At 63.4% G+C, this 12,644-nt stretch carries 9 protein-coding genes; 2 read left to right on the forward strand and 7 right to left on the reverse strand.

Annotated features, from left to right (window positions below; all coding sequences use genetic code 11):
* Together MIN45_RS03215 and MIN45_RS03220 are read right to left on the reverse strand one after the other, a co-directional pair.
* Complete coding sequence (locus MIN45_RS03215) at positions 1-1,080, reverse strand: hypothetical protein (RefSeq protein ID WP_286293341.1); 1,080 nt, start codon at positions 1,078-1,080, stop codon at positions 1-3.
* On the reverse strand, positions 1,077-2,303 hold the full coding sequence (locus MIN45_RS03220) for a hypothetical protein (RefSeq protein WP_286293342.1): 1,227 nt from the start codon (positions 2,301-2,303) through the stop codon (positions 1,077-1,079). The genes MIN45_RS03215 and MIN45_RS03220 overlap by 4 nt, the downstream gene beginning before the upstream one ends.
* Before the next feature lie 124 nt (positions 2,304-2,427).
* On the opposite strand from MIN45_RS03220, the gene MIN45_RS03225 reads away from it, so the two are divergent.
* On the forward strand, positions 2,428-3,195 hold the full coding sequence (locus tag MIN45_RS03225) for a pentapeptide repeat-containing protein (RefSeq protein WP_286293343.1): 768 nt from the start codon (positions 2,428-2,430) through the stop codon (positions 3,193-3,195).
* Here MIN45_RS03225 and ppk1 read toward each other — a convergent pair.
* The 3 genes from ppk1 to MIN45_RS03240 all read right to left on the reverse strand — a co-directional run bounded on the left by ppk1 (position 3,189) and on the right by MIN45_RS03240 (position 6,732).
* Positions 3,189-5,243, reverse strand: a complete 2,055-nt coding sequence (ppk1, locus tag MIN45_RS03230) for a polyphosphate kinase 1 (protein ID WP_286293344.1) — start codon at positions 5,241-5,243, stop codon at positions 3,189-3,191. The two genes, MIN45_RS03225 and ppk1, sit on opposite strands and share 7 nt — an antisense overlap.
* Before the next feature lie 158 nt (positions 5,244-5,401).
* Entirely contained in the window at positions 5,402-6,061 is a 660-nt protein-coding gene (locus MIN45_RS03235) for a hypothetical protein (RefSeq protein ID WP_286293345.1), read from the reverse strand.
* 47 nt (positions 6,062-6,108) lie between these two features.
* Complete coding sequence (locus MIN45_RS03240) at positions 6,109-6,732, reverse strand: hypothetical protein (protein WP_286293347.1); 624 nt, start codon at positions 6,730-6,732, stop codon at positions 6,109-6,111.
* Positions 6,733-6,995: 263 nt separating this feature from the next.
* On the opposite strand from MIN45_RS03240, the gene MIN45_RS03245 reads away from it, so the two are divergent.
* Positions 6,996-8,003, forward strand: a complete 1,008-nt coding sequence (locus MIN45_RS03245) for an IS481 family transposase (RefSeq protein WP_286293349.1) — start codon at positions 6,996-6,998, stop codon at positions 8,001-8,003.
* A gap of 3 nt (positions 8,004-8,006) precedes the next feature.
* Here MIN45_RS03245 and MIN45_RS03250 read toward each other — a convergent pair whose 3' ends face one another.
* Complete coding sequence (locus MIN45_RS03250) at positions 8,007-9,173, reverse strand: Wadjet anti-phage system protein JetD domain-containing protein (protein ID WP_286293351.1); 1,167 nt, start codon at positions 9,171-9,173, stop codon at positions 8,007-8,009.
* Positions 9,170-12,550, reverse strand: coding sequence for an ATP-binding protein (locus tag MIN45_RS03255; RefSeq protein ID WP_286293354.1), 3,381 nt, complete (start codon positions 12,548-12,550; stop codon positions 9,170-9,172). The genes MIN45_RS03250 and MIN45_RS03255 overlap by 4 nt, the downstream gene beginning before the upstream one ends.
* Positions 12,551-12,644: the final 94 nt, after the last annotated feature.

The following is a 12,644-nucleotide window of genomic DNA, read 5'->3' on the forward strand; positions in this document are numbered from 1 at the left end:
TCAGCCGAGCCAGTGACCGAAGCGGTCGCGCCAGCGCGTCAGCCACCGGGCCAGATTGCGAGGCCAGAGGCGGATGGCGGCGGGACCGTCGCGCACCACCAGATCACCGCCGTACAACGGCCCCTGATGCCGCCCCAGATAGGCTTCCAGGGACCACAGCAGCTGATCCTTCTCGCGCCCGGAAAGGCCGCCGAGGGGATCGGGGCGATCTTCCGCCTGAGCGGTTTCGGGATCGCGCATCGCCGCCACCTCGGCCTCCCGCCGTGCCTCGGCCGCTTCTCTGAGACGGGCCTGACGGGCCAGACGTTCCTGCTCCAGTTCCGCCTCCCGGCGCTGGCGCTCGGCCCGCAGGGCCAGTTCCGCCTCCCAGGCGCGGCGGCTGTCCTCGGTTTCGGCCGCGGTCCGCGCCTGTTCCGCCTCCCGCCGCAGCTGCCACACGTTTCGTTCGTGCTCCAGACGCGCCTCTTCCAGAGCCTGGCGCCGGGCGTCGTGTTGCCGCTGGGCGGCCAGACGGCGCTGATGCAGTATCTGGCAGACCCGCTCGTACAGCATTCCCGTCTGAGCCGGCACGTCCTCGGTGAACCGCAGTTGCAGGCGGCACAGGGCGCGGCACTGAAGATGATGGCGGGTCAGGGTTTCGTTGACGGCGGCGGCGATGGCTCCGGCGGCCTTGCCCGGCGCCTCCCCCAGCCATTCCTGCGCCTCCAGGGCGAAAACCTCACGCTCGACCACGTCGGTGACGAGCGTCATCAGCTGCTCCGGGACATGGGCATCCGGCGCCGCCAGAAATTCGGGATGACGGCGCACGTATTCGAGCGTGACCTGATAATGCAGCGTCAGCCGCACCCCCAGGCGGCACAAACCGTCGTACAGCGCATGTTCGAACGCGGTGGACCAGCGGCATACCGGCAGCGGCTGAAGGCGGTGATAGAAGCGCGGGCGGAATCCGGGCGGCCGCAGATACAGCCGCTCCCAGGGACCGACCCGCACCCGGACCAGACAACGGCCGGGTTCGAAATCCGGCTCCCATACCGCCGGCTCCGGGTCTTCCCGCGTCAGCTGATCGAACCAATCGCTCATGAAGGCTCCCCGGTATCCGCTTTCTCCTTGTGGCGGTGTTTCTTCAGGTGGCGGGACAGCTCTTCCGCCAGCAGCGAATACAGCCCCGGAGCGAACTCCACCCGCTGACGGTCCACTCGCCGCAGCAGTCCGCGCTGGAGCAGCAGGCCGATGGCGAACAGCCGCGGGCCGTCGTCGATCCGGCGCGCCCGGGCGACCGGATCCTGGCGCAGATCCAGCTCCAGCTCCCCGTTGCGGTTGATTCGAAAGCCGCGGAACTGGGTCAGGAGGCGCAGCGCCAGATGCTTCTCGTCCTCGCTCATGGGCGCCGGCACGCTCAATTCCAGCCGGTAGGACAACAGCACGGTGAACAGGTCCACCATCGCCGCGCACAGAAACGCGAACCAGGAAAACGACTGCCACATCGCCAGCGACGGCTGCGGCTTCTCCGTGATGCGGCTGAAGGGCGGCAGATGCGGTTCGGCCAGGGTCCGGCCGCCGAAACGGGCGGAGACGGCGTTGAACCGCACCTGCAACTGGTGCAGCCGGTCCATCACCTGGCGGTAAACATTCCGGTCGGGACGGTCACCGTCGAGCCGGCCGAGCAGCGTCTGTAACCGGACGATGGCAGCCTGAACCGGCTCCAGCGCCTGCTGCAACGATTGCAGCCGCGCCTGCTGGCGGTCGGCCGCCGCCTGATACTGACGCCAGAACGGTCCCTTGCCGACGAGCCCCCGGTAGCGCGGCGGGATCACCGGGTGGGTGCCGAAATAGGCCGCCCGCGCTTCCTCCTCCGCCCGGGCCACGGCCTGGCGCTGTTTCTCCAGCAGGGCTCCCGAAGCCTGCTGCAATCCCGCCAGCCAGTCCTCCACCTGGCGCCGCACCTGATCGAGGCGTTCGGTGCGGAGACGGCTCTGATGGGCGATCTCGTAAAATTTGAAGTAGGAGAAGGAAACCGACACCGCCAGGGCGATAAGCAGCGACAGGCCGATCGCCAGGGCCCGCAGGGGATCGGCGCGCCAATGCACCGAGGCCAGCTCCAGGGAACAGATGACGACGATGGACTGCACCGCCACGGTGATGATGAAGGCGATCCAGGGGGTGATGAACCCCGCCATGCCGTAATAGGTGGTGAACCCGGATGCCAGACTCAGCCCCAGAACGATGGGGATGGTCCACAGGCGCAGCAGGCTGACGAACACCGTCTGGGTCTGATCGATCTTGTGGGCGAGCCAGCCGGTCATGATGCAACCGTGAGGCAATGAAACGGAAATCCATTCTACCCCGCACCGATTGCGCTTGCATGTCACCTGCCGATGGGCTATCAATCCCGAAACCGAAGCCAATTTCCGACTGAAGGAGTCCGTTATGCGCATCTGGCCATTGTTCCTGTTGCTGCTCGCCGTGCTGAGCCCGGCGCTGCCGGCCGCCGATCTGACCCGCCAGCAGGTCATCGCCCTGCTGCGCCAGGCCACGCCCGACAGACCGGCGGACCTGCGGCGCAAGGATCTGAAGAATGTCGATCTTTCCAGCCTGGATCTACGCCATGCCGATCTGTGGGGGGCCGATCTGCGTTACGCCGATCTGTCCCACGCCAACCTCCAGGGCCAGAACCTGGATCTGACGGTGATGCGCGGGACCAAGCTGGTGGGCGCCAATCTGGAGGGGGCGAGCATCTTCGGCGTCATCATGATCGACGCCGATCTTACCGGGGCCAACCTGAGGAACACCCGGGTCGTGGCCACCCTGGACCGGGCCAAGCTGGTGGAGGCGGACCTCGAAAACGCCTACTGGGGTGCCGACATGAAAAACCAGAGCATGGGCCTGATGCGCGCCAGCTGCAACAAGGCGGATTTCACCGGCGCCAATCTCAAAAACGCCGACTTCAACCGCGTCCTGCTGCGCTTCGCCAGACTCGACAAGGCCGGAATGGAAAACATCGATCTATTCCGCGCCGATCTTTCCGGCGCCAGCCTGCGCCAGGCCCGCCTCCAAAATGCCGACCTGCGCGAGGCCCACCTGGACAACGCCGACTTCACCGGGGCGGATCTGCACGGCGCCAGACTCGACGGCGCCCTGGGGCTGGACAGCGCCGCCGGCCTGAAACGGCCGTTTCCGAAAATCGTGATTCACTGACCCTGCCGATCCGCCAGCAGCTGCGCCTGGGCTGAGAACGGCCTGCCCCGGCGCCGCACCCGGCGGTATTCGCCATCGGAACGCAGCTCCCAGGCGCCGGCGGTGTCACGCAGGTAATAGCGCAGCGCCTCGCGGATCGCCTGGCGCTTGAGGGGGCGGGGCTGGATGGGGAAGGCAACCTCGACCCGGCGGTGCAGGTTGCGGATCAGCCAGTCGGCGCTGGAGCCGTACACCACCGGATCGCCGTCGTTGCCGAAGTAAAACACCCGGCTGTGCTCCAGGAAGCGGCCGAGGACCGAGCGCACCCGGATGTTCTCCGACAGTCCCTCGACGCCGGGCCGCAGGCAACAGATGCCACGGACGATGAGGTCGATGCGCACCCCCGCCTGAGAGGCGGCGTAGAGGGCGTCGATGAGCTCCGGGTCCTCCAGACCGTTCATGCGCGCGATGATGCGCCCCTTGCGGCCTTGGCGCGCCAGATCCGTTTCCTGTTGGATGCGGTCGAGGAGGAAGCGGTGGAGGCCGAAAGGCGCCTGGACCAGCTTGTTGAGCGCCACCGCGTGGCCCAGACCGGTGAGCTGGAGAAACACCCGCTGCACGTCCTCGGCCAGCACCGGATCGGCGCTGAGCAGGCCGATGTCGGTGTAGAAACGGGCGGTGATCTCGTGATAGTTGCCGGTGCCCAAATGGATGTAACGGCGTACCCCCTCCCCTTCGCGGCGCACGATCAGCAGCATCTTGGCGTGGGTCTTGTAACCCACCACTCCGTAAACCACGTGGACACCGGCCTGATACAGGCGTTCGGCGAGACGGATGTTGTCGGCCTCGTCGAAGCGGGCCCGCAGCTCGATCACCGCGGTCACCTCCTTGCCGTTCCCGGCCGCCTGCACCAGGGCGTCGGCGATGGCCGAGCGTGAGGCGGTGCGGTACAGGGTCTGGCGGATGGCGAGCACGTCCGGATCGGCGGCGGCCTGGCGCAGCAGATCCACCACTGGGGTGAAGGCGTCGTAAGGATGGTGCAGCAGCACCTCGCCGCGGCGCAGGACGGCGAAATAATCCTCCTCGTCTTCCAATCGCGCCGGCAGCGCCGGGGTGAAATCGGGAAACTTGAGATCGGGACGGGGAACCTCGTCATAGACCGATTCGAGCCGGTGCAGATTGACCGGCCCGTTGACCCGGTACAGGTCTTCCGCTTCCACCTGCAGCTGACGGCACAGGTATTCCGCCACGGCCTCGGGGCAGTTGTCCGCCACCTCCAGGCGCACCGCACGGCCGAAGCGGCGCTGCTGTTCCAGCCGTCCCTGGAGCTCGCGCTTGAGGTCCTCCATTTCCTCCTCGTCGATGTAAAGCTCGGTGTCGCGGGTGACGCGGAACTGATAGCAGCCTTCCACCGTCAGCCCTGGAAACAGCTCGCCGACGAAGGCGTGGATCACCGAGGACAGGAACACGAAGGCGATGCCCTCTTCGGCCACCTCGTCAGGCAGCTTCACCAGCCGCGGCAGGGTGCGGGGAATGGGAATCAAAGCGTAGCGGTGGCTGCGCCCGAAGGCGTCCTTGCCGTGGAGGCTGACGATGAAATGCAGGTTCTTGTTGGCGATGCGCGGGAACGGATGGGCCGGATCGATGCTCAGGGGCGTCACCACCGGCAGCACCCACTGGCGCATGTAATCGGCCAGCCAGGCGCGCTGCCGCTCGTTCCAGTGGTCCCGGCGGAGGAAGTAAATGTCCTCGCCGGCCAGGGCTGGAATCAAATCCGCATTGAGTAGGCGATACTGGTCGTCGATCATCGCCCGCACCCGGGAGCGCAATGCTTGCAGCAAGGCGACCGGATCGGCCTTGTCCACCCCGGTTTCGCGCACCTTGAGCGCGATCTTCTGCTTCACCGCGGCCACCCGCACCTCGAAGAACTCGTCCAGATTGGAGCTGGAGATACACAGAAAGCGCAGCCGCTCCAGCAGCGGCAGGGACTCATCCTCGGCCATCGCCAGCACCCGGCGATGGAAGGCCAGCAGGCTCAGCTCACGGTTGAGATAGCGGGGTTCGGACATCGGGGCTCCTGGTTGCGGTGGACGGCGCCAAGTTTAACCGATGTTGGCGAACCTCTCCGTTTCCTGGTTTGCCAGACGGGTGTCATAGTAACGACTTGTCCATGAGTGACGACAATCCGCGCTGGATACAGAACCTTCCCTACAAATCAACCTACAAATCAATGCTTTATGTGTTTAAGTTGGTGCTTATACGGCACGAATCCCCACAGGGAAAGACGAAAGCGGTTTTCCAATACTGGGTCCATACAGAATCCAGCATGAACGCTTTTGACCGGTGGAGAAACATCAGCCTGGATTTGGGAACGAAACAGATCTATGGCTTCCTGGAGGGAAAAACCGGCACCCACTGTATCCAAAACCGTTGTAAACAGTTCGACGTCAAGGCCAGCAATATCGGTTGAAATCACATAATAGGCAGATTGAAATGCGGCGACATCATAACCACAGTCTTTAATATGGGGCAAAACGGTGGTTTCCCAAAAATCCGGAAAAGATTGCCCTACTTCACTGAGACAAGAAACATAAGCCAATCCGAAAGGCATGGAAGGGATTCCATCAAAGAAGAAATCCGGATTTGAATTTAGGAAATATGTTCCCAGAGTCACCGGTTCATATTGGACCTTCACCATATCGAGCAGCGTTTGCATCAGCTCGGTAGGGCGTTCGTACTGTCCTGACAATTCGAAACCGACCTTGGGTTCCGAGTCATCCGACTTAGAATCAAGGTCGGCCAGAAAACAATAAATAGCACTAAGCAGATGTTCTATATGCGACTTGAATGTGTTAGGATCTCTTGTAAGAGGTTTTTTATTTTTCATGCGATCTTTACATAATTTATTTTATGGTTTTTGCATTCCCTCTTTATTCAATTGTTTATTATTTTCAACCCTTTATCAGCAGAAAACCGCCAAATAATAATATCCACCACATGTCTTGAAAGATTATATCTTTCACTTAAAAAACCCACTAATTCATTTACTGTCGTATCACAATTTCTAGCTGCGCGCTCCAACCAAACATCCGGTTTTGCAGAATCCAATAGACCTATATTTTTAGCCAAATGGTACTTGGTTATCTTTCCTATGCCAGGAAGATGTTCTAAGATATCAACACCTTCTTCCTTTAGACGCTTCTTAAAATTAGAAAATCCCTCTTCATATACCATCTTAGCCCCGGATAAAAAATTTCTTGCCTTTCTCTCATTATTAAAAACTCGCAGTACTGGCTTAATAGAACGCATCCTATATAATCTATCGGGGTCAAAATTCTTGAAAGCGCGAGCTAAGCTTTCAAACCTACCGTCCAGAACGTCTGCACTAAAACCACTCGTATAAACAACCCAACAATACTCAGATAAAAATCTTTTGAATCTCAAGTTTCTAAATGTTTGACTATCTATTGAAGAAGCCCACTCAATTAAATCTGGGTATTTATCTTCACAGTATGCTCTTGCCACTTCAAACAACTCTATAGCTTTATCCTGGCGCATTAGCTTCCCCATAGATAATCCTGATCATCAAGCCCCGTGAGTTATATAAAATTTCTTTGGAAACTCCTGGATAGGAGTCATATAACCCACATCCACACGATACTATCTATCTGCAATCATAGAATCTCTACCTGTTGGGTCCCGTGTGATCATATCCCCAAAAGGAGCTATCCTTTGTTCCGTGCCTGGGATGTTCTGAACGAGCTGATGGCAGAGGCTCAGGCCGGAAAGAAGGTTCAAGTTTGACGGAGAAGGAGGAAGCCATGGTCATCCGTCTTCACAAGAAAGCCCGCACCACCCCTGAGATCCGCCGGGAGATCCAGAATTCCGATCTGCCGGCCACGGTCCTGGCCAAGAAATACGGCGTTCATCGTCACACCATCCGCAAGTGGCGCCAGCGCGATTCGGTCGAGGACGCCTCGCACCGGCCCCATCGCATCCATGCCACCCTGACCCCGCAGCAGGAAGCGATCGTCGTCTGTCTGCGCGAAACCCTGCTGTTGCCCCTGGATGACCTGCTGGCGGTCGTTCATCGCTTCATCTATCCCGAGATGTCCCGCTCGGCTCTGGACCGGCTGCTGCGCCGCCATGGGGTCTCCAATCTCAAGGCCCTGATCGCCGCCCGGGAAGGGGAAGATGCCCCCTCCAAGGGCAAAAAGAAGGGTTTCAAGGACTACGAGCCCGGGTTTGTCCACATCGACATCAAGTACCTGCCCAAGATGCCCGATGAGAGCCGGGGCCGTTACCTCTTCGTCGCCATCGACCGGGCCAGTCGTTGGGTCTACCTGGAGATCCATCCCACCAAGGAAGCCAAGGTCGCTGCCGGCTTCCTGAACCGCCTGATCGCCAAGGCTCCCTTCAAAATCACCAAGGTCCTGACCGACAACGGCAAAGAGTTCACCGACCGCTTCTGCGCCACCGGGGAGCGCGAACCGACCGGCCGTCACCTTTTCGACCAGGGCTGCCAACGCCATGGCATCGAGCACCGCCTCATCCCACCCAAACGCCCGCAGACCAACGGCATGGTCGAACGTTTCAACGGTCGGATCGCCGAGATCCTCAAAACCACCCGCTTCCAAAGCAGCCAGGATCTGGAACGGACCTTGATGCAGTATGCCAGTGTCTACAACCATCAGATCCCCCAGAAGGCCCTGGGACACATCTCACCAGTACAGGCCCTCAAAGACTGGCAGAAGAAACGACCGGAACTCTTCAAAAAACGTGTACATAATCTCACGGGGCTTGACATCTACCGGGCAGATTCAACCTAGCCGTCAGAGTCCTTCAAGATAACGCCGAACCCAACCGTACCCCACCCGCTCCTGCTCCAGCCGCACCCGTTTGCCGAGGCGGTCGCGGCGCAGATCTTCGTAAAGGGCGCATTCCTCCGGCGTCAGCCGCGCCAGCGCCGCTGCCGTCGGGCTCAGTTCTTCCACCCAGGCGTGGCGGTAGGCCAGCAGGGTGGCGCGATCCATGAGCAGGCTGTGGACCTGGGGCAGGTGGGCGCGCAGCCGGTTGAGGATGGCAAAACCGTGGGTGTCAATGTCGCCCCAGTAGAAGAGGTCCCGCCGCCGCAGCCAGGGGATTTCCCCCAGCACCGCGACGTTGAAGCCGCGACCAAAGATCACCAGCCCCCGCGCGACCGGCGGGAAGGCGAGGAAGTTGACCTCGTTCTCGGTGACGAATATCCGTTCCGCCCGAAGTTCCAGCCGGGCGAATTCCGCCAGGGGCACGGACAGATCGGACAGGCCGTGCAAATACAAAGCCGGATCCAGCAACCGGAAACGGAGCAGGACCGGCTTGGGACGCAGGCCGTAACGGGCCTCGAAGGCGGCGGCGCCGCGATGGCGCTCGTCGATGGCTTCCGACAGCAGCACCTGGTCGAGCAGGTCCATGAACAGCTTCCTGCGGGATTCGATGAACTTGGTGTCCGCTCCGGCGATGTCGAGCTGGCGCAGGTACAGGCCGCTACGGGGATGGCTCTTGAACCAGTCGAGGACGGCGAGCACTTTGTCCCAGTGCGCCGCCTCTTTGAGGACGGTGAACGGATGGCGCTGGAGCCAGTCGGCCAGCTCGGGGAAACGCGCCAGGGTTTCGGCCCTCAAAGCCTCGAAACGGCGGGTGTCCTGCTCCGCCTGCCGCCCCAGGAAACGGAGCAGCCGCACCCGGTCGGCGAACACCACCGCCGTCGGCAGCCTTTGGCTTCCGATGGCGGCACGGACGCTGCGCCATTCCAGTTCCAGGCGCCCTTCCTGCGCCTGCCAAGCCCGCACCCAGGCGCGCACCGCCTCGAACTGTCCGGTCACCGCCGCCGCCGGCGGCCCTTTCAGGGGCAGGCGCAGGGGGAAGGCTACCGCGCCGGCGAGAAAATCCCCCCGCCGCCAGCGTTTTTGCAGGCGCTGGCGCAGATTGGCGGGGGTGGTCCAGGATGCTGCCGTCATTCTCCTATCGATTGCCGAGCGTCACGCTCGGCCCGGTAGGCCTCCACCGTCAGCTGGCGCAGCAGCGACTGGCGGCCCTCGCGGTTGAAGACGAAACCCACCGCCGCCACGTAGGGTTCGATGACGTGGATCTTCTGCAGCGGGGTGACGATCAAAAGCTGCAGCCCGAGGCGCTGGAACAGCGCCAGGCCGTAGCGGGCCGACTCGTCGGAGCCGCGGCCGAAGGCCTCGTCGATGACCACCAGGCGGAAACTGCGGGGGCGGTGGGGATCGGTGGCCAAGCCGAACTGATAGGCGAGGCTGGCGGCGAGGACGGTGTAGGCGAGCTTCTCCTTCTGGCCGCCGGACTTGCCGCTGGAGTCGGCGTAGTGCTCGTGTTCGCTGTCGTCCTCGCGCCAGCGCTCGGAGGCGGCGAACACGAACCAGTTGCGCACGTCGGTGACCTGGGCGGTCCAACGGCGGTCGCTCTCGGCGCTGCCCTCACGCCCACGGAAGCGCTCGATCAGGGCCTTGACCCGCAGGAAACGCGCCTCGGCCTCGGCGGGATCATCGCCGGCGGTGAGGGCCCCTTCGGTGCACAGGCGCAGCTCGCGGCGGAAATCGCGAATGTCGGGATCGACATTGTCGCGGGCCTCGAGGCGGATGTAGCGGCCGGGATTGTAGTCGATGCCGTGGAGGGCCTGGTTGATGGCGTCGATGCGCTCGCGGATGGCCTGGCGCTCCTTGTATAGATGGGCCTGGAAGTTGGCCACCTCGCGCAGGGTGTTCTCGTTGAGCAGGGCGCGGAAGCGGGCCTCGAAGCGCGGCAGGTCGTCCCGCTCCAGGGTTTCCAGCATGGCCCGGTAGTCGGCGGCGGCGGCCGGGTCGGCGTCCACCTCCCGGGTGTCGGCGGGATAGGCGTGGCGGTAGTCGGTCATGGCGCGGACGATGCGCTCGCGCAGGCGGCCGATCCGCTTGTCGAGGCGGTCGATGGCGGCCCCGAGCCAGGCGCGGTAGTCGCGCTCGCGGGCATCGCAGGTTTCCAGGATCAGGCGGGCGTCCCCAAGGGCCTCGGCCTGCCACTGGCGCAGGTCGGCCAGGGCGGCCTCGGTTTCCGCAGGACAGTCGGCCAGCAGCGTCTCGCACTCGGCCAGCTGCGCCCGGCACTGGTCGATCTGCACCGCCTTGGCCTGGATGTCGCCAAGGCAGTCGTCGCGCTGCTTCTCCACCGCCTTCAGTTCCGCCTCCAGCGCTTCCAGCTGGGCCTGGAGGGTGCGGAGCACGTCCGAGGCGGCCTTCAAGGCCTCGAACTGGCGTTGCAGCGCTTCGAGCTCCAGGGCCAGGGGCTGCCAGTCCAGAAGCTGGAAGTCGTCAAACTGGGCCAGCCGGGTCAAGGCATCCTGGCGCGTCTCCAGATCACGCCGTTCCCGCTCCAGGGCGGCGATATTGTCGGCGGTCTGCTGGATCTGGGTTTCCAGGGCCTCACGGTCCTGACGCAGGGCGGCGAGCTTGGCGGCGTTGCTCCAGCCCAGGACGTAGTGGCGGCGGTCGCCGATGCGGTGGCGGTCGTCCTTCTCGTGGCGGTCGCCGCCGCTTTTGATCTGGCCGCTGACCGTAACGGCGCGGTCGGCGCGGCGGAAGTCCGCCAGATCGTCGCAGCAGCGGTAGTCGAAGCGGTGGGACAGTTCCCGCTCCAGCCAGGGGTAGAAGGCCGAGTCGGGCTTGATCTCCAGCTTGTCCACCAGGCTGTCGGGCTGGGTCCGTTTGCGGGGGCCGACCTGCTCCCGCACCCGGTAATAGACCAGACGCCCGTCCAGGTGGGTGCGGTCCACCCAGGCGCTGACCGCCGCATAATGGGCGTCGGGCACCAGCAGGGAAAGGCCGAACTGGTGCAGCAGTCGCTCGGCGGCGCCCTCCCAGGCGCGCTCGTCCTCGCGCACCTGGAGCAGCTCGCCGGCGAAGGGCAGTTCGTCCTCGGCCAGTTCCAGTGCCTGGCACAACGCCTGACGCAGCCGCTGCATCCGCGCCGGGATGTTGGAGCGGCGCTGTTCCAGGGATTCGATCTCCGCGCTCAGCTCCCGGTGTCGTTCGTTGAGACGGCGGAATTCGACGCTGGCGTCGGTATAGCGGTTCTGCAATTCGGCGCGGCGGTCCTCCAGCGCTTCGCGTTCGGCCGCGACGGCTTTGCGGTTGGCGACGAAAGTAGCCGCATCCAGCCGGGACGGCAGCCCTAGGGCGGCGGCCAGCTTGGCGTAGTTTTCGGACTGCCTGCGGCGCTGTTGGCATTCCCGCTCTTTCTGACCGATGTCGTGTTCCAGGCGCGCCAGCCGGTCGCCGCCCTGCGCGGCAATGGCTTGGCGCAGTTCGTCGCGGCGGGCCTGCAATTCGCCGCGGCGGCGGTCGAACTCCGCCAGCTGCAGCTGGCACCGGTCGCGTTCACCCGCCAGTTTCTCCAGGCGCTTCGCCAGTAGCTCGCGCTTGAGGGCGGCGAAATGGAAACCCAACGCCTCGCGGGCCTGGCGCAGCCGGTCGGCCTCAACTTCCAGCTGCTGGTGGCGGTCGCAGTCGGCCACCAGGGGCTTGAGGCGCCCGATCTGGTCCCGGGCCTTGAGGATGGCCTGGTGGGCGCGGGTGAGGTCGTCGAAGTGGGCGACCAAAGCTTCGATGCGGCGCTGCACCTGGGGCGGTTCCAGCATGTGGCGACGGACGAAGCCGGTCAGGTTGCCCACCGATTTCATCGACACGGTCTGGTGGAACAGCTCCAGGGCCAGCTCCGAGGGGATGCCGAGGCGGCGGCGGAAGGCCCCGGCATAGGCGCTGAAGCTGTCGAACAGCTCGCAGCCGGACTGGCGCAGGCGCTTTTTGAGACGGCCGATCTCGCCGCCGAATCCGCCGAAATGTTCGGCGATGGCGAGCGCCCGCTCGGCCAGGACGTAGAAACGCGCCGGCTGGCCCGCCGGATCGCGGAACCAGAACACCTGCGCCAGGGTGAGATCCTGGTCCAGATCCTCGCTGCGGAAGTGGGCGAGAATGACGCTGTAGCAGCTGGCGTCGCGCAGCGAAACCGGTTTGGCCCCTCTGGCCCCGGTCTCCTCCTCGCTGCGGGCCGACTTGTAGTAGCCGAGCACGTAGCTTCTGAAATCGCGCTCCCTGGCCTCGGCCCCGGCGGCACGGTTGTAGGCCAGCTTCTGGGGCGGCACCAGCAGGGTGGTCAGGGCGTCCACCAGGGTGGACTTGCCGGAACCGATATCGCCGGTGAGCAGCAGATCGGCCCCGGCCGGTTCCAGTTTCCAGACCTTGTCGTGGAAGGTGCCCCAGTTGCACACCTCCAGGCGGTGGAGCCGGAAACCGGGGCGGTCGCCGGCGGCGAAGGGAAGGAGTTCGATTTGAGCGGCCATGGTGGTTTTGCCTCGCTCAAGGAAAATTGAAGTATCTGCAAATCATCATATTCTGGATAATTATGTGGATCACTGATGGTACGCGGCTGCCGAC

Origin of the sequence: Methylomarinovum tepidoasis, assembly GCF_030294985.1 — a bacterium.
In the GTDB taxonomy this organism is placed as follows: domain Bacteria; phylum Pseudomonadota; class Gammaproteobacteria; order Methylococcales; family Methylothermaceae; genus Methylohalobius; species Methylohalobius tepidoasis.

Excerpts from the sequence above, each read along its gene's own strand:
- MIN45_RS03240 (WP_286293347.1), bottom strand. The coding sequence starts at position 6,732 with ATGCGCCAGGATAAAGCTATAGAGTTGTTTGAAGTGGCAAGAGCATAC.
- MIN45_RS03250 (WP_286293351.1), bottom strand. The coding sequence starts at position 9,173 with ATGACGGCAGCATCCTGGACCACCCCCGCCAATCTGCGCCAGCGCCTG.
- MIN45_RS03220 (WP_286293342.1), bottom strand. The coding sequence starts at position 2,303 with ATGACCGGCTGGCTCGCCCACAAGATCGATCAGACCCAGACGGTGTTC.
- MIN45_RS03255 (WP_286293354.1), bottom strand. The coding sequence starts at position 12,550 with ATGGCCGCTCAAATCGAACTCCTTCCCTTCGCCGCCGGCGACCGCCCC.
- MIN45_RS03225 (WP_286293343.1), top strand. The coding sequence starts at position 2,428 with ATGCGCATCTGGCCATTGTTCCTGTTGCTGCTCGCCGTGCTGAGCCCG.
- MIN45_RS03215 (WP_286293341.1), bottom strand. The coding sequence starts at position 1,080 with ATGAGCGATTGGTTCGATCAGCTGACGCGGGAAGACCCGGAGCCGGCG.
- MIN45_RS03245 (WP_286293349.1), top strand. The coding sequence starts at position 6,996 with ATGGTCATCCGTCTTCACAAGAAAGCCCGCACCACCCCTGAGATCCGC.
- ppk1 (WP_286293344.1), bottom strand. The coding sequence starts at position 5,243 with ATGTCCGAACCCCGCTATCTCAACCGTGAGCTGAGCCTGCTGGCCTTC.
- MIN45_RS03235 (WP_286293345.1), bottom strand. The coding sequence starts at position 6,061 with ATGAAAAATAAAAAACCTCTTACAAGAGATCCTAACACATTCAAGTCG.